Source organism: Butyrivibrio sp. XPD2002, assembly GCF_000423945.1.
Lineage (GTDB): Bacteria > Bacillota > Clostridia > Lachnospirales > Lachnospiraceae > Butyrivibrio.
Map to the genome: position 1 here is coordinate 111,907 of NZ_AUIY01000018.1, position 22,675 is coordinate 134,581.

The following is a 22,675-nucleotide window of genomic DNA, read 5'->3' on the forward strand; positions in this document are numbered from 1 at the left end:
AAAAAACATCCCACACTCTTATATACTTTTAAAGGTGTGGGATGTTTAAATTTTAATGGTATTTAGAAGATCTTTACGGACTTCTTCAAAAACTCATTTACATAAGTCAGCTTATTGTGAATCTCTCAAGGTTATTATTGATGGTATCAACCGCGTCGGAAACAGAGGTTGCAGCAGATGATACATTTTCTGACGATGAGGCAACGCCTTGGGCTGCAGCTGTTACTCTTTCAACGTTGTCTGCAATTTCCTGTGTGGATGCGGACTGCTCTTCAGATACTGAAGCCATGTTGGTAGCAACGTCATTGACCTTGTTCATCTGCTCGGCCATTTCTACAAGGATATCATTGGCATCGGACAATTCCTGAGTGATCTCTTTAAAGGTTGTAGCTGCAACATTTACGGTCTCAGCACTGTTATTGATAAGAGTAGTATTGGTCTCGGATTTTTCAGAAAGCATCTGCACCTTCTGGGACATATCCTTTATAATTTCACCGATCTGGTTAGTAGCATCTGCTGAATTCTGAGCAAGTGTTCCAATCTCGGAAGCAACAACCGCAAATCCTTTTCCAGCTTCACCTGCTCTTGCTGCCTCGATGGAAGCGTTGAGTGAAAGGAGATTGGTCTGGGAGGAAATAGAGTTGATAAGGTCAATGATCTGATTGATCTTATCGGCAGCTTCGTCAACGTTTTTAACGGCATCTGCCATATCCTTCATGGAGTCAACGATGTCGGACATTCCGTTTGCTACGTTAGACATATCATGCTGACCGCTTTCAGCCTTTTTAACAAGTTCATTCATAGAAGCTTCAATCTGGGCTTCCTGATCTGTAACATTGGATACGGTCTGAGCCAGAACGGTTGCATTTTCAGCAACTTCATTTACGGCGCTGGCCATATTTTCAATGTTTTCTTTGATCTGAGTCATGCTTGCGGATTGATTGTTAGCGGCCTCTTCCAGATTTTCTGCTGTATCCTTGGAATTCTGTGCATCACCCATAAGCTTTCCGGATACATCTTTTATCTCTGTAAGCGATGAGCGCATACCTGTTATGAACTCTCCCATAGCTCTGTTCATGTAAGCAATTTCGTCATCACCCTTAGTGGTGATATCAACTGTAAAGTCACCGCTCGAAATCTTTTCAATGTTTTCGGTAAGGGCTGTGACAGGTTTCTTGATCATCCTCTGAAGTACCTGAGAGATTATGATAATAACCACAACAATCGATACTAAGGATACAATGATAAGAGCCAGAATGAGTTGATTTAATACTGCCAGAACTTCGTTCTGTTTTGCATATATAACAACTCTCCAGTCAGTACCGCTAACCTTGGATGTTACTGAATAGAAGGTCTGTCCATCTGCCTTAAATGAGTGAACAGGACCTGTGTCACTTTCACTATTTGCGGCATCATCACTAACAATTGCACCTATATTGGAAATAAATGCATTGTTTGAAAGTTCGGAAACATTTTTTCCGTTTAATGAAGGATCATCTCTGTATGAAAGAATGAGTCCCTGAGGTGTAAGCAACATCGCACCACCGGTTTCATAAAGCTTTATCTGATTAAGAGATTCCTGAGAACCCGCAAGGAAAAGGTCAGCTGCAAAACATCCCTCACGCCCGTCCTTTAAATGAATGTGTCTGATAACTGTCGCACACAGATCACCTGTTACTGTGTCAAAATATGGGACGTCATAAAAGTAGAACCAACTGTTGTCATAGCCTAAAGACTGTGTATACCAGGGCTTTTCAGTGATGCCTTCCATCTGAAAATCAGGCTGGCTTGGATAGATGAAGGTTTCATCGTTTAGCGCAATATAAGCTCCTGTGGGAAGCATTTTATATCTGCCTACAGTTCCTATCATATATTGCATAAGCTCATCGTTGCTGTTATATTGATTCTGCTCAACAGCATCGGCAACACCATTTAGGTAATAGAATGTTGCATTAAGCTCTTTGTTTATCTCACCGGCATCACTTGAAACCTTATTAGTCAAAGTGGAGTCGATAAGATTCTTGACAAGCCCGTAGCCCATGGTAATCACGATGGTTTCGCTTACCAGAATGCTCAGCACAAGAAGCCCCACAAACAGAATGGACAACCTGACGCTTATGGCCTTTACTTTTTCTTTTTTTCCGGTTTTATCGGTGCTACTCATGATCAAATAACCTCCTATCAGTCAATATGTGCAACGCTACTATTTAGTATAAAATACAATAGTTTACAACATATAAATAATGTCTGTAGGAATTATTAAATATAACTGATAATTCTATAATTTTATCACTCAGCTTGCGATTTTAGGATATTTGCCCATGACTATGCACAGACTACTGTTCGCTTATCCTGATTTACGATAAATACATTGGCGTCAAAATCCCAAGTATAGGAATTGTAGTCTTCCATATACTTTTTTGCCGGAAAAAAAAGACACTATTCTTAAAAATAGTGCTTTTTTGAATAGTTTGATTATATAATTTCTTACCTTATATAACTGACACTGTCCTCTTTTTTTGTACTTCTCTATTTGATTATTTGTCCAATTTCATAATCAATCAACTTATATAACCAACTGTTCAAATCCGGAAAAACAAAACCCGCTTTCTCAGCTTTTTCTGTGTTAAAGCTAAGAGTATCTTTACGTCCATTAAAGGGTGCTGCGTCACCATTCTCACTAAGAATAGCTTTTTTGCCAAGTTTCTTTTCGATATAACTGATAATCTCAGAAATCTTTACAGTTCCACTTGAGCAGCCATTAACTGCGCCATTAATAGGATGATCAACAAGATATGCAATAAATTCTCCGGCATCTTTCTCATGTATAAAAGCCATTGCTTCATCGAGATCATCTACAAACATAGCCTGTTCATTATTTATGTGTTCAATATAAAAGCACAGTCTTCTGGTATAATCATTTTCTCCAAGGACAATCGGATATCGTACAAAAGTGCAGGCCGAAGGGGCCATGTATTCCAAGACAGCTCTCTCGGCATTACGCTTTGTCGTTGCATAGTCCTTGATCCTGTCCATCCACACCAAGGGATAGTCACTTGTCACAAACTCGTCTTCACAAATATTTGCATGTTCATTTAGATAAACGGAGCACGTAGACATCTGAATATATCTTTCACAGATGACGTTTTCCAAAAGTGTTTTCACGTCGTTTGAGCTATAGGCAATCTTATCAATGATAACATCAAACTTCTGATTTTCTAAAGCTCTTTTGACACTTGATGAATCCATCCGATCGAGAGTCACATAGTTTACCTCGCCTTCAAAATCCACCTTAGCATTTCCTCTTGTAGCAATGGTCACATCATGTCCTTTTGTCAGCAATGCATTTACCATAGGAATCCCAAAATATCTAGTCCCACCAACAACCAGTATTTTCATACGTTTTCTCCCTGTTTTTTCAACAAATTATTATCTATGATATACTTCAGATTCGTCGGATTAAGCATCCATGGCTTCGTCCGTTTGCCATTTATATAATCTGCAATCTCCTGCTTTTCATCATCTGACAATGCATCAACAATAGAATGTGCCTTTTGGATAATGGCATCTCTTCCGAGATGCCATTAAATTCGTATAAAACTACAAATATAGCTTTCTATCTAATGAAATGTGTCCACTGATGCTCTTCCTTCTCAGGCAGTCCGTACTTTTCTTTTCCAAGTGCAATACTCTTCATAAGGAAAGACATATTCCTTGCTAGAACACGCATGGTCTGAAGCCCCTCGGCATCCTGCTCTGCCTGCCCTTTTTCCCTGCCGTGAACACTGTTCCAGTACTGGCTCGATGCGACAGGCATTCCGCTGATGGTAAAATACTTGTTCAATTCATCAAAAGTAGCAGAAAGGCCTCCTCTACGTGCTACAACCACACTTGCACCAACCTTCATCGTCTTGTCAAAACCTGTACTGTAGAACAGTCTATCGAGACAGGCTATTAGTGTTGCATTTGCAGATGCATAATAAACAGGCGAAGCTACTACAAGCCCATTCGCCTCTTCAAATTTAGGAGCCAGTTCATTTACAACATCATCAAAAACACATTTGCCTTTTTCATGACAGGAGCCACAGGCAATGCACCCTCTGATATCCTTGTTCCCAATCTGAACAACCTCTGCTTCTACACCTTCTGCCTCGAAAATTTTTACCATTTCATTTAAAGCAATGCTTGTGTTTCCTCCCACACGTGGACTTCCGTTGATAATCAATACTTTTGCCATAAGATAAATCTCCTTTCACACAATAAGCTTACTTTCTTATAAACTTGTTCTCAGATTCCGGTGTATCAGCACTTACAAATCTTTCTACATTCATATGAAGATCATATTTCTATCGCAGCTGTGCTATGGTCTGCATATTTCCTTTTTCTGCTCTGATCTTATCGGCAGTTCCACTGCTTTCCATTTCCTCTGCCATTCTTATCCACCTACTTTCTAATTAATCTGTTTTCCCATGCTGGTAAATGACTTGTTATAGGTTTTCCTTCTGTATTCCTTAGGCGTAACGCCTTCATATTTTTTGAAAAGTGCAGAAAAATGACTCTCCCCGGCGAATCCCAGATATTCAGCTATATCTGTGCAGCTGTACTCGTTGTAGGAAAGAAGATATTTTGCTGCTGTAAGCTTCTTATGTCTGATATAATCCGATACTGACATCCCGACCTCTTTTGCAAAAACCGTAGACAACCAGGACGCATTCATCTCATGCTCATCAGCAAGCATCTGTACAGTTATCCTGTCATGCAAATGGTTTTCAATATAGTCCATGCACTGGAGAATCTTTGGTGAATACTCCTTGTACAGGTCGTGATACCCCTTCATCCTTTCAGCATAATCAAGCATCATTTCCTCATATAATGCCTTGATATCATCTACTGAATTCATGGCATCCATTCTGCGTATATACAGATCCGACAGACCATAGGACTCATCTGACGGCATACCGCCTTCAATGCAGAATCTGCAGCAGGTCGTTATGATTGAAACGAATAGATATCTCTGCTGCTGAAGTGGAGATTCTGACAGCTTTGGGAAAGTTTTCTTTCTGTGCCTTACAAGAGCCTTCTTCAGTGCAGATATTTCTCCGTTTTTGACCAGCTCAAAGGAGGACATCTCCTGGCTTAATGTCGCATGAACAAATTCCTCTTCGCGCTGCTTAAACAGGTAGTCCGAAAGCGCAGCATCCATTTTTTTAATCACTTTATCCTGCATAAATGTCGTCACCTCTATAAACGCTAGTTCATATCTGACTGAGCCCGGTCGGATACGGGGTCAGTAATCGCCCATAGTACGTGCGATAACGGCCCCCAACTCCTACTGAAGATATTTTATCAAATTGTGAAGGTAGCGCCAAATGCCATGATGGCTTTTCTGTTGCACATTGTTATGCATGAAAGTCTCTCTACAAACTGTGAATAGATCTTCTGAACTGCTGCATCTCTCTGCTCTTTTCTTACTTCTGCTTTTCTTGTATCCTGAACGTCATTAAATCTCATGGTATTACCTCCTCAAACGTTTTTAATTTGGTTGTTTGTACTTTCCTTATGACTGTATTATGCTTCTTAACCGGGTTTAAAAACACAATATTCATTGGTTTTTATATCTTTATGTTGTTGTCTTTTGAAACTTTTGAAACTTTTGAAATCCTTTGAAGCCGCACACTTAACTAAAAAAATGACGTAGACCAGTATCGTCTACGCCATAAATACTATTTATATTCAGAGATAGCCTACGATATGACTTAATTTTCAAAATGAGCTGCAACCTTCTTCAGGTTCTCGATTATCGGCAAATGCTGAGGGCATACTCCCTCACACTGACCACAGGCGATACAGTCACTGGCTTTTCCAAAACCACTGTTAACCAGATTTCCATAATTGGTAAAGTTTATAGTCCATCCCTTCTTTGCCATGTCTTCTCTCATATTTTCATTATAAAGAGAAAAATACTTAGGAATAGCTATCTTCATAGGGCATCCCTCTGTGCAGTAGGAGCATGCTGTGCAGGGTATCGCAATTTGATTGTTAATGATCTCTGCGGCCTTAAAACACATATCCTTCTCATCATCAGACAGCGGCTTGAACTCCTTCATATAAGATGTATTGTTATCCATCTGCTCGAGGCTGCTCATTCCTGACAGTACTACCATGACATTCTCAAGGCTGGCTGCAAATCTTACAGCCCAGCTTGGAATGGACATTTCAGGATCACAATCCTTAAACAGCTTTTTGGCATCTTCAGGGAGATTTGCAAGTGTACCGCCCTTTACCGGTTTCATTACAATGACAGGTTTTCCATGCTTTACTGCCACTTCATAGCAGGCTCTTGACTGAACCCATTCACTCTCCCAGTCAAGATAATTTATCTGAAGCTGAACAAATTCCATCTCAGGATGGTTAGTAAGTATTTCATCAAGAAGCTCAGGCGTATCATGGAACGAGAAACCTGCATGACGTACCATACCTTCTTTCTTTTTATCCAGAAGCCATCCAAAGCAGTCAAGATCTTCATATTTCCGGATCATTCCCGCTTCAATACCATGTATAAGATAATAGTCAAAATATCCTGCTCCGGTCTTTTGAAGCTGTTCATTAAATATCTTGTCACGATCCTCTTTAGTATTTATGAATCCGGCATGAAGCTTTGTAGCCAGAGTAAAGCTTTCCCTTGAATGTCTTTCTACAAGTGCCTTTTTTACGACATTCTCACTGTTAAACCCGTTATACATCCAGGCGGTATCAAAATAGGTAAAGCCTCTCTCAAGGAACATGTCCACCATTTTTGAAACCTGCTCCACATCAACATCTGCATCATTGGTTTTATCAATAAGCGGCATGCGCATCATTCCAAAACCAAGTTTTTTTGTCGGTTTAAAGTCCATAAGATACCTCCTACTTACCTTATATTTCCTTACTAATTACTTTATCACAATGAACTGTCTGACATAATCTTTTACACATTGCCAAGGCCAGGTTCTTTTATTCCTGATTCATTGAAGCTCTTCTTCCACAGTGCCAGCGCTACCGGTATAACAAGTAATTCAGCCATAATAAATGCTGTCCAGACAAGGCTGATCTGTTTTGTTCTGCTTAGCACAAAAGCGAATGCGAGGGGGAGCATAGCCTGACGGAGCATTGTTATATACATGCTTCTTGTTCCCTGAGAAAGCCCCTGGAGAGCAGCTGCCAGAACAAGGCTGGGTATGGAAATTAAATAAGCAGTAGCCAGAATCCTGATGGCAGGAACTCCGATTTTCATCATATGCTCAGAAGCATCAAACAGGCTTAGCATCTGCATCGGGAGAAGCTCAAGTATCATGAAAAATACTATGAACAGTGCGACTCCATAAATAACTGCCCATTTTACCGAATCACTGATGCGTGATCTTTTTCCTGCGCCATAATTATATGCAACTATAGGAATAAGCCCATTATCAATTCCATGAACTCCAACCGTAACGACATTCTGCATACGGGCACAGACTCCGTATACTGCAACAGCTGTGGATGAGAATGAAAGAAGGATTGAATTCATTCCTATGTTTACAAAAGAAGTCAGTACCTGGACAACAGTTGAAGGTATTCCGACCTTAAGGATATTTTTAACACTTTCCATATCAGGGCTAAAGGTGAATGAGAATGGTATTTCTTTGTTCCATCTCTTATTTATGACAATACCGGCAAGTAATCCCACGCACTGTCCTATAACAGTAGCTATCGCAGCTCCTGTTGTCTCAAGCCTTGGAAGCCCAAACATTCCGAATATGAAAATTGGATCGAGTATCAGGTTGGTGATAGAAGCTGCTGACAGTGTAAATATAAAGAGGCTTGATTTTCCACTGGCTATTACAAAACGGTCAAACACCCACTGCCCCATCTGTCCAAAAGAAAAGATCATGCAGATGGTCAGATACTGTCTTCCATATCTGGCAATAGTCTCATTGCCACCAGCCTGCCAGTCATAGTATAGACGGACAAACAAAAGACAGATGATCACATTTATTATCCAGCAGCATACTGCTATAAAGATGGCTGCATTTGCTGCATTCTTAACCTTGTCGGGACGCTTCTCTCCCAATGCTTTAGATATTACTGCGTTTAGTCCTACCGCATTTCCAAGACCAAGAGATGAAACGATCAGCTGTACCGGTCCGGCAAGAGAAAGTGCTGTCAGGGCATCTTCTGAGATTCTTGATACAAAGACCGAATCCACAAGGTTATAAAGAGAGTTGATAAGAAGACTGAACATCAGCGGGATTCCGGTAGTGATCACAAGCTTGTTTATCTTCTCTGTTCCCATGATGTTTTCTTTGGATGATATTTCTTTAGCCATAGTGCACTCCCTTCTGTATGGAATCAGCGTTTTTTGCTGTCTGTTGTCTTCCTGTTCCCATTATCATTCAGAATATATCTATAATCAAATACTTATATTGAATAGTATGGTATAATAAATATGAATAGCAAAAACGAACCCTCCGGAGCGATGGTCACAATGTGGATAACAATGTGTATTTAATTTTTAGGAGAGAAAACATGGATTTAAGAATAATGCAGTATTTCCTGGCAGTAGTTCGTGAAGGTAATATTTCAGCAGCCTCAGAAGCTCTTCACGTAGCACAGCCCTCTTTGTCGAGACAGATGAAGGAACTTGAGGAAGAGCTAGGCGCCACTCTTTTCATAAGGGGAAACAGAAAGATCACGCTCACTGAAGAAGGAATGGTTTTAAGAAAACGTGCTGAGGAGATAGTCGGTCTGATTCAACGCACAGAAGAGGAAATATCTCAGACCAGAGGCCAGATAACGGGAACAATTCGTATAGGTGCAGGAGAATCCAGAGTATTCAGTTTCATATCAAAAGCTGCCTCCCGGTTATCTGAAAACTATCCCGGAATTACAATTAATATAAAGAGTGGAGATACCATCGACCTGATGGATGAAATAGCAAATGGAATTCTAGACTTTGCGATAGTTTTCTCAGATGTAGACGAAACACGTTATGACAGCATAACTCTTCCCATGGCAGACACTTACGGCATTCTTATGCGTAAAGATAGTCCTTTTGCCTCTAAAAAATCCATCCGGTTTAATGATCTTAAAGATGAACCGATTATCGTATCAAGAGGCACGCAGAGACATTTTAAAAATGACCGGCTCCTATCAAAGCTTCGTATTGTAGCCACCTACAATCTAATATATAACGCTTCTCTTCTTGTTGAGAATGAACTGGGATATGCCATATGTTTTGACAATCTCATAAACACAACCGGTGATAGCCCCCTCACATTTGTTCCCTTGGATCCACTCATGGAAGTCCACGGTAATCTTATATGGAAAAAATATGAAGTACAGTCACCGGCAGTTAACATTTTCCTAGACGAGATACATCAGCTGATTATCGGCAAAACAGACATATAAAAATGGCACAGAACAGTTCAATTCCCAACAAATATGGCTGCTCCCCGAGAGCATACAGGCGTTATGGCTGCACCCCATCGGAGTATCGAATGAAATAATTTGTTGGCGCGCAAAGCGGCATAACCGATTCCTTTACTGTGAGCCTTCGGAAATACGAAAAGAAGATCCAAATCCCCCTTAACGCCATACACCTTAATAACTACACCTCCAACCGGCTTATCGTCGAACATAATTCGATACGCTTCCCCTTCATCTATCGATCTTTCTATTGTCTCACGGGAGATGATCTGATCATCCTCTTCAAAATGATCGTCTCTTAACCCAAATTCTTCCAATGCACCGTAATTAAATGCTTCCTGATTGTCTTTTATAAACTGCTCCCTATCATCTTGCTTCAGGGATGCCAACGTTACTTTGCTCATTTTCTTCTCCCGTGATAATACCTGAAATCATATAACCAAACTCTGCCAGCAGCATACCTGCCACTACATCGACTATAACATGCTGCTTGGTTGTCAGTGTTGAAACAAAAACAAGAATTGCCATAACAACTGATAACCTTTGCTATTATGTCCGCATATAAAAAGCGACTGGTCTCCCTTAAATCCTGTAGACATCCAAGGACATAATTGATTATCCAAAACAAATAGCATCCCAGATATATAACTATCGTCCATGGCAGGAATGGGATGCTATTTTCTATAAAAGTTGTCATATTGTAGTGATGAAGCTCCGTAGTAAAAAAAGGCGCCACCATCAAGATTAAAGGCGTAAAGAGCAGCGCCAGAAAAAAGCTCACAAAAGCTATCAATAAGTAATTTAACAAGGGGCATCTCAATCGAGATGCCCTTAATACGTCTACTTATATATAATCTCTGATAGTCCTTACTACTGCAGGAAGATATGCTATGCCAAACAGATTCAGGTGATTTAAAAGGTGGTAAAGATTGTACAAATCTCTTCTATCTTCATATCCCTGCACTTTTCCCATGCAATCAAAATATGCAGCATAAAATCTCTTGCCAAAACCGCTGAAAAGCTCTGTCATTGCGATATCTGCCTCAAAACAGCCCACATATACCGCAGGATCTATGAGCATGGGCTCTCCATTTTCATCCGACATAAAATTTCCCGCCCACAGATCACCATGAAGCAGTGATGGGAATTCCGGTTCGAATAAAAACCTGTCAAGGTGGTCCATGAGCCTATCCGCAGCCTTTATCACATCCATATCAAAGTATGCTTCCGCAAGCTTAAACTGCGGTCTTAGCCTGCACTCGGAAAAGAATTCTATCCAGCTTTGCTTTTGCGTATTTTTCTGCTTTCCGGCACCGATGTAATTATTACTCTTAAACCCATACTTACCGTCGTTCACGTACTTAGAGGTATCTGCCTTGTGCATCATGGCAAGGCCACATCCCAGCTTATCCCAGAAATCCTTGCAGGGACCTTTCCGTTCTATGTACTCCATCAGCAGAAATGCCCTGTTTCCATCGGTGCCATAAGCATGGATCGTTGGCACTCTGAGAGTATTCGTATCTCCAATAGCTGCTACGCCCTCTGCTTCAGCCCTGAAAAAATCTGCATTTGAAGCAGTGTTTTCCTTGAGAAAAGCTCTTTTTCCATCTGAAAGCATAAGTGCATATGCGTCATTAGCATCGCCGCCATGAACAACCTGCCTGTTCTCTATTGTGACTGTGCTCCCAAATGTCATGGAAATTGCTTCGTTAAGCGATTTGTACACTACCCCATCCCCACAATTCATACGTCATATTCCCATTCTGTCTAATCCAAAAATGTGGTTCTTCCAGACTTACAGCTTGGCCAGAACCTCTTCTGCCAGCTTACTTCCGCGCTTTGTAGCATAGCTTGCCCACTTCTTAGCCTTAGCGGGATTTTTATCTCCGTACTTGCCGGTAAGATAGGCTTCTGCAAGCTCTGCAGCCGCATCTATGCTGCCTTTTGCAGCCTTATCGATAAGATCCAGCATGGATAATTTTTTAAGCTTTCTATCAAGCTCAGCCTTTATATACAAATATCTTTCGTGCTTTTCTTCTTTTTCAAAATGAACCTCACGAAGCTGCATAGGGTTATTCTCATAGTTAAGAACCTCATCCCCGAATTGCTCACTTGTAAGATCAAATGTCATCCCGTCAATAACGTTGTAGCAGTGGTAGTTGCCATCCTCTAGCTCAGTGCCATAAACTCCGCCGCCAAATATATCCTGAATAAGAAACGCAGTAATGGAGCACTGTCCAAGCGTTCTGTTTTCAGGTGTCCATTCATCTCTCATCCTCGGTGCGCATGTTTCCTTAGACCATATCTCAGTCATTAAATCATACATACCCAGAAGGTCTTGTATTCTCTCATAACCTTCTGCTTCGGGCGATACCTTGCCTGCATCCTCCCATCCGTAAAACTTATAAACTCTTTTTAAATCTCCAGCCATTTATTTCTCCATTCCTATCTTTTTTCATTAATCAGCCTCTCTCGTAATAAGCCTTCTTGTCCTGATACATCCGCTCATCTGCAGCCTGGATCGCTACATTCAAATCGTATGTACCCTGGCAGTGCACGCTTCCTACGGCAAAGCTTACATCGGAAGTATTGTCTGCCATTCCTTTTAGCTGTGACACCTGCTCGTTCATCTTTTCCTCAGTAACATCAGGGCAAAGTATCACAAATTCATCTCCGCCAATGCGATAAATCGGATTATCTCCAAAGACAAGCTTAAGAAGCGAAGCAGCTCTCATCAGCAGCTTATCTCCTGCATCATGTCCCTCTTCGTCATTGACCTTCTTAAGTCCGTTCAAATCTGCAAATATAACTGCAATAGACTCCGGCATGCCTTCTTTTCTCTGAGCAAGACCACTTATATACTCATCCATCGCATTGCGATTACCGGCCTGTGTCAATGGATCCACAGTGCTCTTGAATTCCAGTGTAGACATAAGGTGATGATTTTTGATAACCGCAGCAAGCAAAAATGTAGAGAGCTCCAGCGTCTCCTTTATACGATCCGTCCGCGACACATCATAGTTTGCAGCCCAAATGAAGCCTACCAGCGTCTGTCCGTAGCGAATAGCATAGAGAATGATATTTTTAATCTCATATGTGCACAGAGATTTATACCATTCAGGATCACGTTCCTCAATAACACGTAGATCATCCATCAGCAGGCAGTCAGACTGCGCCAGATCCTTTTCCCAGGCCATCGCAACCTCAAACGGAGTGCGTCCCATCGAATTACCAAACACTTCCATGAATTCGTTTCGTGTACCGGTCTCGTCGATAAAAGAGCACTCCTGCCTATCCATATCTACCGTATAAATTGCGCTTTTCTCTGCGCCGCAGCATTCCCTGATCTGCGCAGAAGCATCGGCCATGGACTGATAAAAATCCTGTGTCTCATGAAGTTTAATACCTATATTCAGCACAGCATTGGCAATTTCCGGAGATCGATCCGCCAAGGAATCGGTCTCCACCTCATCTGAAAAGGAGATCACATACAGGCAAAAGACTCTTCTGCTTCCCTCAGGTGCTTCAGACAGACAATCCTCATCCCATATATTCGATATAGGCAGATAAAATCCCTTTAACCAGCGTCCTCTGGCATTAACGTATGAATACAGAGGGCTGGAGGTACTGGCACATTTATATGCAAAATTCTCGAAATTCAGGTCCATCCAATAATTTCGGTATGGAATTCCCGGATAAAACTCCGGTGCATCGGGCCTCATATGAAGCATGATCTCATTCTGCTTATTTACTGCCATCAGACGAAGCTCACTAAAGCTTCCGTCTGGCAGAATATCGAAGGAATACAGACTGGCCAGGCCATCTATACCCTCAATCCAAGACTGATAATCCATATTATTTCGTCCTTTTCACAATGCTTATCCAAGCTCTATTACGTTATTGTTTGTTCTATAACAACTTCTATTATACTTCAATATGTTATCCATTCATATTCTATCAAATATTTAAGGGCATGAAAAAAGGACTGCCGCTTAATTGCGGCAGCCCGTACTTAATTGCTTTTATATTATTTCTCTTTTAAAGGATTTGCAAACATAGCAACATCAACGACTTTGCTATTGAACTCCTTGGTGTAGAAGTCGATAGAACCATATCCGGAATATCCCTTATCGATGTTGTAATCGTATGCTACATCAACAATGTAACCGTTTGCATCGAGAAGAAGTGCTGTTACATATCCGGGAGTCATGTAATCATCTGCCTTAAGAGAGTAGTCAAGCTTGTAGTATCCATCAGCATCTGTTGTGAATGTCCAATCGCCTTCCCAATATGTACTGGTTCCATATACCTTAGGAGTTTCGATGGTATCCCAGTGAATCTCTCCGGTAGGTGTGCTGTCACAATATATTGCCTTTGTAACTGTGTTGCCGGGTCTTATTGCTTCCTCATAGATAAAGATATCTCCTACTTCCTGTCCGCTCTTTCCCTTAGCATATCCTTCTGCTGAAACTGTAACATCCTGGTTGTAGATATTTGTAAAAGCTACTAAAAGATAAGGATATTTTCCTTCCATATAAGAAGATACGGAAATAATGATTCCGTCCATTCCCTTAGGAGAATACTGTACATCCCATCTAACCTTTGAATAATCTGTATCCAGCTTGTTCAGTACTGACTGCTGCTCTGATGTGAGATATGAACTGCTGCTTGTAGTTGTCTTTTCCTTAGTGATAAAAGTCTTTCCCTGAGTAGTTGTGTTATCCTTAGTAGTTGTATTTGTATCAGACTCTACCTTCTGCGGCTGTGAAGTCGGATAGTAAAAACCTGCTGCTGAAACCTTAACATCACATGTTGTCATACTAAAAATTGCCATTGCCATACATACAACACCCATAACCTTTTTAGACATTCTTCTCATACCTTTTTCCCTCTTCTTTCTTCATTCGTTTGTTTTATTGTTTTTTATTTTTTTATTTGTTTTAAAAGCGCCTTTACCTTATATACAAACGACGAGGGAAAAATGTTGCAAAGAATAAAAAATTTTTTAAAAATTTTTATTTTCTTATCATGGGGCTATTTTTCTGTTGGCAAAAATGTATCGCAAAGCCAGTTATTCTGCGGGATATTCAGCTATATCCTCACATAACGCAGCCCTGTAGGTTCCGATCTGTTCTTCATCACTTTCTTCAAAATAATCGTCTAAATAGCATCCCTTTTCCACGTTATAGTTCCGATGGAGATAGGAAATGTAGCCATCTTCAGTTTTTCTGGAATAATTAACGTTTATTATTCCGTTGCCGCGATAGTAAATGTTTTCTAATTCATCATCTGCACTTAGGCATTCATCTACAATATCACGTCCCGCTAATTCAGCTGCTTTTTCTTTGGAAATCTCAAGTCCGCCATATTCCTTTACGCTTTCCGTCTTTGGATCATAGAAAAAGTAATAACTCTTCCATGTATGACCAAGAGTCGCATCTATCTCAGGATCATATTCCGCGTCATAGCTACTGTCGACTATTCTGAAAGACGCTTCATCATCCTGCTCCTTGACTGTTCCTATAGCTGAAAATGGCGCTTCTGAAACTTCCTTGCCTTTTACTTCATACACAAAGGATAGCTCACCAGTTGCGTAAGCCTCCTGCAAAACAATGTATTTTTTTCCATTAAAATCCAGAATCTGAGCCTCACACTCAAATCCCATTCCGTCACCCTCGACAAGCTTTTTGGCTCCATCACTGTTTACAAACCAGGTGGGTCCTTCTACAACACCGCCTTCATAAATGTCATAATCCGTTTTTTCACCGATTATTGCAAATGCCTCATTTTCACCATCATTGTCATAATCATCCATAGTGAAAAACTGAATTTGCTCTTCGTTTACACCAGCATCTTTGGAAAGAATTTCCTTAAGCTGCTCCTCTGTTATTTCTGTAACTTCTTCTGCTTCCGGCGCAGTGTCTTCCACTGTATCCGAAGCTTCTTCAGATATTTGTTCTGCAGAGCTCTCAGAAACGGCCTCATTAGCTTCAGTATTTTCGGAAGAGTTTGTTGTCTCCTGTACAGGCCAAGATGTGGCGTTCTGTGCTCCACAACCAGCAATCATAATGCTTGTAGTTATCGCTAAATAAGAAAAAATCTTTTTCATCATATCCACCTCATAACTTTAGATGTGCCTTTAAGTAAAATAGTTTCTTACTGTATATCTCATGTAAAATAAAGTCTCCCAAATGATCGATGTAGATAGTATAGCAAATTCTAAAGAAACCTTCATTAGATTGAAAGTTCTCTCTCACTAAAATATTATGATTATAGAAGGTGGTGATAAAGATGATGGAAGCCAATAAAATAGAACAGGAAAATAACAATAGTATTGAACTTGCAGCACTTTGGAATCAACATGATATATGCCCTGAATGTAGGAGCGGGGATATCAAAGTCATTGATCATGTCGTTCATGGACTTTTTAAAAATCGACACGAGCCAAGCTATAAGTGCATGAACTGCGGTTGTTCATGGTGGTAATTTCAAAATATATGTAATGTTTTGGATTTAACTTTCAACAACAGCTGTTTTTTGTCACATTTGCTGATAGGAATATGTATCTTCCACAGGCTAAAATAAGCGTACAGGAAGAGGAATTACGCAGACTTCAAATATTTAAGAGGCCAGGCGGTGCTGAAAGATTAACTTTCAGTGTTGTCTGGCCTCGCCAATTAATATGGAATAACATATAATTAGTACACGAGAAAAATTGATATTATAGAAGTAATGACAAATCATATAAATCTTATGAGGAGGATCTTACATGAAGCGTGAAAAAATAGCCTGCAGCTGTAAAAATGTTAACTATGGCATGATCCTTGATGCCGTTAAGGACGGCGCCGACGCCTTCGATAAGGTACAGGAAAAGACCGGTTGCAGCACAGGCTGTGGAAAATGCCGTGATTTCATAACCACCATGATAAGAGATATCCAGATGTTTCCTGAAGATTACGAATAACACTGTCAGGACATATCACGTCTTCAGTCCCTCATCCAACAACGCTCTATACTCCTCAAAGCTGATAGAAACACCGCCCATGCTCTTTAGGTGCTCAGTCTCAAACTGACAGTCAATCATGACATATCCATTGTCCTGTAACAGCCTGGAAAACAGTATCAGTGCGGTTTTGGAGCCATTTTCCTTAAGTGAAAACATACTCTCTCCAAAGAAGCATCTGCCAAGGCTAACTCCATACAGGCCGCCGGCCAGCTCGCCGTCCACAAAGGCTTCAACGCTTAGCGCTAAGCCGTTATCTGCCAGCCGTTTATACGCCGCCTCCATGTCATCGTTAATCCAGGTCCCTTCGCCTTCCTCGCGGCCGACCCTGCATCTGTGCATGGTATCTGCAAAATCCCTATTGATCCGAATGAAAATCTCATGCTTTCTGAAAAACTTCCTCATCGAATGAGACACATGAATATTCTCAGGCTTTATGATGAACCTCGTTTTCGGTGCCCACCACAATATGGGATCATCCTCGCTATACCACGGAAAAATCCCATTGCTATATGCGAGTACCAGCCGCTCAAGGGAGAGATCCCCACCAACCGCCAGAAGTCCGTCCTCATCTGCCAGCTTAGGATCAGGAAAAATTATTTTGTTTTCATCAAGTTTATAAATAGACATATCTTATTTTATCACAAATGACATTTCACAAATTCTACACAAAACAGTCACTTTCTTTTACGATTTTGCTTGTATCCTTAAATCATTAAGAGAGTACCCCCTCTCTTACCCCCTCATAAGAATAAAAAACTTTTCTTCAACACAAAAAGCTGGCGACTCCCGTGACAAGGCGCCAGCTTCCTTTCATTAATAGGAAAATTGTAATATGACTCTTTTCCTTTAAAAACGGCAGGCTTTGCGAAAATTCCGTCTATAATTTGCCATTAAAACGGGGAAGAAAAAAACGCTTAAATACCAAAAATATTACTTATAAGCTTTCCTTTTCCATGGAATTTACCAATTCCATCTTCTTTTTCCTGGAAAGCTTTTTTATATGCCACTCCCGGCTCATAGCCTCTTCCTTGGTCTCAAATTCCTCAAAATAAACAAGCTTCACCGGCAGCCTTGGCTTTGTATACTTCGCGCCTTTTCCTGCGTTATGGTCAGCAATACGCTTCTCAATATTGTTAGTCCATCCGCAATACAGCGTGCCATCTGCACATTCCACTAAATACGTGTAATTCATGAAAATAATCCCGCTATCCTACTCATCTCCATCAAACAGCCCTTCCTGCATCATCTGATTCCACTTGGCATTGTACCCTTCGGCTGTTTTCTTTTCTATAATACGATTCCTGTCACTTAGGATGCTCAGCATCTCATCCACGATCTCTCCCTGCGGCGGGTGAGAATAATGGGACAGATAGCCAATCATCCTGGTTGCAGTAAAATCCGTATTGAGATTCTGTGTTATAAGATCGCAGAATCGCTCCTCATAGCCTTCATTCAAAAGCATCTCATAGAGCATCCTGCTCATCTTGGATTTTGGTTTCATTAACTAATTCCTCGTTTACTGTATTGCCTCTACCCCTTCACATTTGGGAATGGTATTTATCGTTCCATCATCATTATACGAAAACTCGGCCACACATACACTCCTGTGGAAAAGACTTCCTCCCGGAAGATCCCCTGTATGATAAAAGAGATATGAATGTCCCTTAAAATCGGCGATTCCAGGGTGGTTGGTAAATACTCCCCCTTCCTCCGTCATGAGAACACCACCGTATTTCCAGGGTCCTGTAGGTGAAACTGATGTTGAATAAGCAAGATGCTCATCCCTTTTTCCTACGCCAAAAGCCGCATATACCATATAGTATAAATCATTTCTCTTATAAAACCACGGTCCCTCGCCATAAGAAGTTCCGGTGTCATGACTTCCCTTCGCAAAAGCCTCCTCTGTCATGGGGATTTTCACAACGCCCACTTCCTTATCATAAGAGATCATGTCCTCATTGAGAAGAACATATCTGAGCTCAGGATTTCCGAAGTACAGATACGCCTGTCCGTCGTCATCGATGAAAACTGTGGGATCTATGTCATTCCAGTCCCCTTCATCCACCAAAGGATATCCCAGATCCTTGAACGGTCCTTCAGGTCTGTCAGATACGCCAACAGCAATCGCCATACCGCCATCCTTCTTATGTACAGGACAATAAAGGTAAAACTTGCCATTTCTCTCTACCGCCTGAGGTGCCCAGGCTCTGTCATCAGCCCAGCTTATATCATCAAGTGAGAAAATCACGCCATGATCCTCCCAATTTACCATATCTGTGGTAGAGAAGCATCTCCAGTCCTTCATTGTGTAGAAATCGTTTATCAACTCGTCCTCATCATGAGTAGTGTAGAGATAGAGCCTGTCCCCGTATACCATAGGCGCAGGATCTGCGGTATATATGTTCTCTATTATAGGATTTTTATGAAAAGTTGTCTGTTGTTCCATTGCTGTTTTCTCCAATCATTTTTAACTTGTAATTCACAACATGTTTCCAAAGAGCACCGTTCATTAGGTGCTAAAAAGATTATATTTAAAAACACTTCTGCTATCAATTCCATATTCCTGTCAAAAAAAGAGTTGGTCCTTAATGAACCAACTCTTTTCGAATAGCTTTTCAATAATTATTTTTACTCAGTAATAACAGCAATGTTATATACGAAATATGCGTCAGCTATAGGATATCCTTCACTGTACAACTGCTGTACTGCTGCAACAACGTCGTCCTCGGTAATGCCTTCACCGCCACGAACATGTGCAACTGTATTACCGTTTAACTGCTCTCTTAACTTATCAGTTAAGTCTGCAACGGATTCAGCATAGTTATTATTCATGTGATAGTATTCATACGCATCTGTAGTAGCTGCTGCATTGAATGTATATGCTGAATTATCGGATATAAGAAGCTCAGTTGCCATGCTGTCTGTGATATTGCAAAGACCGTTAGGAACTAATTCGCTGTCATTATTAGTAATATCAAGAATACACCAGTTGCCATCAATGCTTACTCTGTTCCACTCGTGACCGCCAGCACCGTAAAGATCTCCTGTTTCAATGATTACGTTAAGACCTGCAAGTCTTCCTGAAAGTGCCATAGCCTCTGAATAACTCTCACATACACCATAGTTATTGCACAGGATACCATAAGGTGTGTGCGCATCTATGAAGGACTGTGTAAGAGAACTGGGATCAACATCAGTAGCCATTGAACTTTCATCATAGGATGCATTTGTACAGAAATAGTCGTTTAATGCAACTACCTTATCATATTCGCTTGATAAGCCACCAGCTACAGAGCCGGCTACTTCCTGAGCCTTTTTAAGCTCCTCTACTGTCTTGTTTAGTCTGTCAGTTGAATCATCTGCATAAGTAACGATGTATGTCTGATAATCGTAAGAATACTGAATATCACTAACCACACCACTTGTGGGATTCTGTCTGTACATAGAAAGGAGTTTAAGTGCTGTACCCTCTACATCTGCTCCCTCAGGGAACTCGCTTACAGGTACAGGAATGTACTCACTTCTTGCAATAAGGCAGCTTGCGATCCACTCCTCTAAGGGTGACTCTGCAAATACAATGCTGTCTATTGAAACACCACTCTGCTGCTCAATCAAAGTCAGATTCTGACTTACTACACCTGCAACCTCTGCAAGGAGTTCATTGGAGCCAGACTGGTTAGCACTGCCAGTTGTATCACTGGGAGGTGTTGTGGGCTCTACAGGCTCCTGGGTTGCAGGCTCCTCTGGAGTTGTGGGCTCTGTGGGCTCCTGTGTTGCAGGTTCCTCAGGAGTTGTAGGCTCTGTGGGCTCCTGGGTTGCAGGTTCCTCGGGAGTTGTGGGCTCTGTGGGCTCCTGGGTTGCAGGTTCCTCAGGAGTTGTAGGCTCTGTGGGCTCCTCCTGAGCACCAGGTCCTTCCTGCGCTCCCGGTCCATCCTGACCTGTAGGCTCCTCCTGATTATCAGGATTCTCCTGGACATCAGGCTCTTCCTGAGTTGTATAAGGATCCTGTGAAGGGTTCTTCTGTCTCTCTATCTGCTCTGTATATCCGGTCTCTTTTTCGGGATCAGGTACGTTGGATACGTTTACCTCCGCATCTGTCTTCTCAGTAGGAAGTGTTGCGGTGATATTATCCTGTCTCACACCAATTGCAGGTGCCTGCTCCTTAAAATCGCTATACTTCATGCCATGTATAGTAATTCTGAAGGGTGATAAATCTGTATGATAAACCTTGGGATACAGATAAAATGTTGTTGAACTCTCATCCTCGTATTTTGCATAACAGCCGTGATAATCAATCAGCATCTGCATTGTCTTATCGTTTACCGTAGTCATGGTAACGTAAGTAGGCATGTCAGTAATATTATTGATAGTGACCTCTATGTTATTAGAAGCTATCTTATAAGGTAAAAGGTCAGCAAGTTCGTTTGAATCAACGATGTTACTGATACCTGAGGTCTGTCCGTTCTTTACTGCTACTACTGCAAACTTGGAATTCTGGAAATCATGAAGATCAGAATTCATATACATCTTCTCGGAAGTTGTAGTATCATAGCCATTTTCCTGAAGCTCCTGATTTACAATCTCGCTCCACTTATCTGTATCAAGCTGTCCCATCAGGTTATCAGCTGCTATGCTGGTATCTGCTGTTTTTCCTACAAGATTGAAGAAATCATCATCAATCTGATAGATAAGATAGCTTGAAGCACCTGTTACAGGAGACCATTCAAGATAATAATTGTTGTTGGCATCAATTTTCTGCTTTACTGTTGTTGAAACAATATCATGCTGAACTGTGAAGGGTGTAATAATGGGTCTTGCCAGCTCTTCACCTGTCTGAAGATCATATTTCTGCACCAGATAAAGCTTACTGAGACTTCCCCAGGTTCCATCACTCTCTACCTTCCAGGAATCATAAGTATTTGTATCTGCAGTAAGAGTGCTCTCAGGGATATCGTAGAACATATCTACGGAACCGGGCTCTACTATGATCTGACCATTTTCAAGAGAGATATCAGCACAGTTATGAATGTACTTATCCGGATTTTCAAAATCGATTGTAGTATAAACACCAAAAGCATCGTAATATACTGAACTTAATGCGTTTTCGTTGCAATCAAAGGTGAATACATAATTACTTGGTACATTATAAATAGGCTCATTAAAATCATTTTTACTGTTTGTTGTTGCAGATGCATACTTGTTTCTAATGTTTGCAAGAACATCCTTTGTACCGGTCGGGCTTGCTGTAATATTCTGCGTACCGCTCTGAGTACCTGTTGCAGCAGCGCCGCTCTGATTATCGGAAGTATCAGCACTGCTCTGATCATCTGCTGTACCACTCTTATTACCATTTGCCAGCATTCCGGAAAAATCCGTGCCGTTTATAGACGCCTGTGTGTCTCCACCATCCTTTGTCGATTTAGTTCCAAATCCTGTACTACCGCATCCTGCTACCAGACTAGCGCTCAGCAGAACTGCTAAAATCGATGAAAATTCCTTTTTCATAGTCCCTCCTAATTGTATCTTTGCAATTTCTTTTAATTCATTTTTTCATTCCTTAAAAGCGCCTTCACTTATAATACAATTATTTCCCCAAAAATGTTGCACAAGATTTAAAAAAACCTGATAGATGTCTCCATCTATCAGGCCAAATATCCCATTTTATCCAGGTGTACACCCTCTTACTTAATATGCTCAGTAATTGTAATCGGGAATCCGGAGGGCGCGATCAGCATTGTAGCTCTTGAAGAGCTTGTGTCTGTAACCTTATCCCCACGAGGATTTACAAAGCCCTTTGAAATAAGGAAATCATAAGCTTCCTGGAAATTATCAACATTCACGCTCATGCTTGTCATATCGCGTTCCATGGTCTGGGAGCTTGCAATATTGATGCGGTTTCCGTTAGCATCCTTCATGCTATAATTGATATTTGCTCCACCTTCGATATCTTCTTTTGTATGCTTTCTCTCAAATCCAAGAGCCTCAAACAAAGCTACAACTGAATCAGGATCCTTTGTTACGATCAGTGGGCAAAAACCGGTAATCTTCATTGTGGAATACCTCCTTATTTGATGCAAATAACCATAAGTTCCATATAACCTATGATACAACATCCATTTTGCACAAATTATTATAAATCAATAAAATTTTGATATACTAATTTATGTTGCCCACAAATACACAGTTTTTCTATAAGAACTGCAGTGCAATAGCCGGAACAAC

General features: G+C 41.0%; 22 protein-coding genes. 2 read left to right on the plus strand and 20 right to left on the minus strand.

The features are described 5' to 3' along the window. Positions 1-106: 106 nt before the first annotated feature. From G587_RS0110625 to G587_RS0110665, 7 genes are all read right to left on the minus strand, one after another. Positions 107-2,164, minus strand: coding sequence for a methyl-accepting chemotaxis protein (locus tag G587_RS0110625; RefSeq protein WP_026492226.1), 2,058 nt, complete (start codon positions 2,162-2,164; stop codon positions 107-109). Positions 2,165-2,529: 365 nt separating this feature from the next. After that, positions 2,530-3,399, minus strand: coding sequence for an NAD-dependent epimerase/dehydratase family protein (locus tag G587_RS0110630; RefSeq protein ID WP_026492227.1), 870 nt, complete (start codon positions 3,397-3,399; stop codon positions 2,530-2,532). A gap of 217 nt (positions 3,400-3,616) precedes the next feature. Then, positions 3,617-4,237 (minus strand): flavodoxin family protein, encoded by a 621-nt coding sequence (locus G587_RS0110640; protein WP_026492228.1) that lies wholly within the window; start codon positions 4,235-4,237, stop codon positions 3,617-3,619. Positions 4,238-4,450: 213 nt separating this feature from the next. After that, the gene (locus G587_RS0110650; RefSeq protein ID WP_207637468.1) at positions 4,451-5,215 is read right to left on the minus strand and encodes a helix-turn-helix domain-containing protein; all 765 of its coding nucleotides are present in this window, start codon (positions 5,213-5,215) and stop codon (positions 4,451-4,453) included. Positions 5,216-5,346: 131 nt separating this feature from the next. Further along, the gene (locus tag G587_RS25470; RefSeq protein WP_155829500.1) at positions 5,347-5,511 is read right to left on the minus strand and encodes a hypothetical protein; all 165 of its coding nucleotides are present in this window, start codon (positions 5,509-5,511) and stop codon (positions 5,347-5,349) included. Between the two features lie 245 nt (positions 5,512-5,756). Next, complete coding sequence (locus tag G587_RS0110660) at positions 5,757-6,896, minus strand: aldo/keto reductase (protein ID WP_026492230.1); 1,140 nt, start codon at positions 6,894-6,896, stop codon at positions 5,757-5,759. A gap of 71 nt (positions 6,897-6,967) precedes the next feature. Continuing rightward, entirely contained in the window at positions 6,968-8,347 is a 1,380-nt protein-coding gene (locus G587_RS0110665; protein ID WP_026492231.1) for an MATE family efflux transporter, read from the minus strand. Positions 8,348-8,547: 200 nt separating this feature from the next. On the opposite strand from G587_RS0110665, the gene G587_RS0110670 reads away from it, so the two are divergent. Next, positions 8,548-9,429 carry a LysR family transcriptional regulator gene (locus G587_RS0110670; RefSeq protein ID WP_026492232.1) on the plus strand — a complete coding sequence of 294 codons (882 nt, stop codon included), beginning with the start codon at positions 8,548-8,550 and terminating at the stop codon, positions 9,427-9,429. 17 nt (positions 9,430-9,446) lie between these two features. Here the strand turns inward: G587_RS0110670 and G587_RS22360 are convergent, their stop codons facing one another. The 7 genes from G587_RS22360 to G587_RS0110705 all read right to left on the minus strand — a co-directional run bounded on the left by G587_RS22360 (position 9,447) and on the right by G587_RS0110705 (position 15,559). Then, positions 9,447-9,851 (minus strand): GNAT family N-acetyltransferase, encoded by a 405-nt coding sequence (locus tag G587_RS22360; RefSeq protein WP_242830071.1) that lies wholly within the window; start codon positions 9,849-9,851, stop codon positions 9,447-9,449. Beyond that, a complete protein-coding gene (locus G587_RS25475; protein WP_155829502.1) occupies positions 9,814-9,975 on the minus strand; it encodes a hypothetical protein in 162 nt (53 codons plus the stop codon). The genes G587_RS22360 and G587_RS25475 overlap by 38 nt, the downstream gene beginning before the upstream one ends. A 316-nt stretch (positions 9,976-10,291) precedes the next feature. After that, positions 10,292-11,194: a fructosamine kinase family protein gene (locus G587_RS0110685; protein WP_051200962.1), complete on the minus strand. Its 903-nt coding sequence runs from the start codon at positions 11,192-11,194 to the stop codon at positions 10,292-10,294. Positions 11,195-11,242: 48 nt separating this feature from the next. Further along, a complete protein-coding gene (locus G587_RS22365) occupies positions 11,243-11,878 on the minus strand; it encodes a YunG family protein (RefSeq protein ID WP_196812563.1) in 636 nt (211 codons plus the stop codon). A 31-nt stretch (positions 11,879-11,909) separates the two neighbouring features. Beyond that, positions 11,910-13,301 carry a GGDEF domain-containing protein gene (locus G587_RS0110695; protein WP_026492234.1) on the minus strand — a complete coding sequence of 464 codons (1,392 nt, stop codon included), beginning with the start codon at positions 13,299-13,301 and terminating at the stop codon, positions 11,910-11,912. A gap of 173 nt (positions 13,302-13,474) precedes the next feature. Further along, complete coding sequence (locus G587_RS0110700) at positions 13,475-14,326, minus strand: hypothetical protein (protein WP_026492235.1); 852 nt, start codon at positions 14,324-14,326, stop codon at positions 13,475-13,477. Between the two features lie 192 nt (positions 14,327-14,518). Next, entirely contained in the window at positions 14,519-15,559 is a 1,041-nt protein-coding gene (locus tag G587_RS0110705) for a hypothetical protein (RefSeq protein ID WP_026492236.1), read from the minus strand. Positions 15,560-16,216: 657 nt separating this feature from the next. On the opposite strand from G587_RS0110705, the gene G587_RS0110715 reads away from it, so the two are divergent. Continuing rightward, on the plus strand, positions 16,217-16,411 hold the full coding sequence (locus G587_RS0110715; protein ID WP_026492238.1) for a (2Fe-2S)-binding protein: 195 nt from the start codon (positions 16,217-16,219) through the stop codon (positions 16,409-16,411). 15 nt (positions 16,412-16,426) lie between these two features. Here G587_RS0110715 and aat read toward each other — a convergent pair whose 3' ends face one another. From aat to G587_RS0110745, 6 genes are all read right to left on the minus strand, one after another. Next, entirely contained in the window at positions 16,427-17,080 is a 654-nt protein-coding gene (gene aat, locus G587_RS0110720; protein WP_026492239.1) for a leucyl/phenylalanyl-tRNA--protein transferase, read from the minus strand. Positions 17,081-17,387: 307 nt separating this feature from the next. Further along, positions 17,388-17,645: a GIY-YIG nuclease family protein gene (locus tag G587_RS0110725; protein ID WP_026492240.1), complete on the minus strand. Its 258-nt coding sequence runs from the start codon at positions 17,643-17,645 to the stop codon at positions 17,388-17,390. A gap of 18 nt (positions 17,646-17,663) precedes the next feature. Continuing rightward, positions 17,664-17,954, minus strand: coding sequence for a hypothetical protein (locus G587_RS0110730; RefSeq protein ID WP_026492241.1), 291 nt, complete (start codon positions 17,952-17,954; stop codon positions 17,664-17,666). 15 nt (positions 17,955-17,969) lie between these two features. After that, positions 17,970-18,899: a glycoside hydrolase family 43 protein gene (locus G587_RS22370; protein ID WP_051200963.1), complete on the minus strand. Its 930-nt coding sequence runs from the start codon at positions 18,897-18,899 to the stop codon at positions 17,970-17,972. Between the two features lie 182 nt (positions 18,900-19,081). After that, positions 19,082-21,958 carry a transglutaminase domain-containing protein gene (locus tag G587_RS25480; protein ID WP_026492242.1) on the minus strand — a complete coding sequence of 959 codons (2,877 nt, stop codon included), beginning with the start codon at positions 21,956-21,958 and terminating at the stop codon, positions 19,082-19,084. 176 nt (positions 21,959-22,134) lie between these two features. Further along, complete coding sequence (locus G587_RS0110745; RefSeq protein ID WP_026492243.1) at positions 22,135-22,503, minus strand: hypothetical protein; 369 nt, start codon at positions 22,501-22,503, stop codon at positions 22,135-22,137. Positions 22,504-22,675 lie beyond the last annotated feature (172 nt).

Coding starts and splice junctions, on each gene's coding strand:
- G587_RS0110625 (WP_026492226.1), bottom strand. CDS start 2,164: ATGAGTAGCACCGATAAAACCGGAAAAAAAGAAAAAGTAAAGGCCATA.
- G587_RS0110630 (WP_026492227.1), bottom strand. CDS start 3,399: ATGAAAATACTGGTTGTTGGTGGGACTAGATATTTTGGGATTCCTATG.
- G587_RS0110640 (WP_026492228.1), bottom strand. CDS start 4,237: ATGGCAAAAGTATTGATTATCAACGGAAGTCCACGTGTGGGAGGAAAC.
- G587_RS25470 (WP_155829500.1), bottom strand. CDS start 5,511: ATGAGATTTAATGACGTTCAGGATACAAGAAAAGCAGAAGTAAGAAAA.
- G587_RS0110660 (WP_026492230.1), bottom strand. CDS start 6,896: ATGGACTTTAAACCGACAAAAAAACTTGGTTTTGGAATGATGCGCATG.
- G587_RS0110665 (WP_026492231.1), bottom strand. CDS start 8,347: ATGGCTAAAGAAATATCATCCAAAGAAAACATCATGGGAACAGAGAAG.
- G587_RS0110670 (WP_026492232.1), top strand. CDS start 8,548: ATGGATTTAAGAATAATGCAGTATTTCCTGGCAGTAGTTCGTGAAGGT.
- G587_RS22360 (WP_242830071.1), bottom strand. CDS start 9,851: ATGAGCAAAGTAACGTTGGCATCCCTGAAGCAAGATGATAGGGAGCAG.
- G587_RS25475 (WP_155829502.1), bottom strand. CDS start 9,975: ATGGCAATTCTTGTTTTTGTTTCAACACTGACAACCAAGCAGCATGTT.
- G587_RS0110685 (WP_051200962.1), bottom strand. CDS start 11,194: ATGAATTGTGGGGATGGGGTAGTGTACAAATCGCTTAACGAAGCAATT.
- G587_RS22365 (WP_196812563.1), bottom strand. CDS start 11,878: ATGGCTGGAGATTTAAAAAGAGTTTATAAGTTTTACGGATGGGAGGAT.
- G587_RS0110695 (WP_026492234.1), bottom strand. CDS start 13,301: ATGGATTATCAGTCTTGGATTGAGGGTATAGATGGCCTGGCCAGTCTG.
- G587_RS0110700 (WP_026492235.1), bottom strand. CDS start 14,326: ATGAGAAGAATGTCTAAAAAGGTTATGGGTGTTGTATGTATGGCAATG.
- G587_RS0110705 (WP_026492236.1), bottom strand. CDS start 15,559: ATGATGAAAAAGATTTTTTCTTATTTAGCGATAACTACAAGCATTATG.
- G587_RS0110715 (WP_026492238.1), top strand. CDS start 16,217: ATGAAGCGTGAAAAAATAGCCTGCAGCTGTAAAAATGTTAACTATGGC.
- aat (WP_026492239.1), bottom strand. CDS start 17,080: ATGTCTATTTATAAACTTGATGAAAACAAAATAATTTTTCCTGATCCT.
- G587_RS0110725 (WP_026492240.1), bottom strand. CDS start 17,645: ATGAATTACACGTATTTAGTGGAATGTGCAGATGGCACGCTGTATTGC.
- G587_RS0110730 (WP_026492241.1), bottom strand. CDS start 17,954: ATGAAACCAAAATCCAAGATGAGCAGGATGCTCTATGAGATGCTTTTG.
- G587_RS22370 (WP_051200963.1), bottom strand. CDS start 18,899: ATGGAACAACAGACAACTTTTCATAAAAATCCTATAATAGAGAACATA.
- G587_RS25480 (WP_026492242.1), bottom strand. CDS start 21,958: ATGAAAAAGGAATTTTCATCGATTTTAGCAGTTCTGCTGAGCGCTAGT.
- G587_RS0110745 (WP_026492243.1), bottom strand. CDS start 22,503: ATGAAGATTACCGGTTTTTGCCCACTGATCGTAACAAAGGATCCTGAT.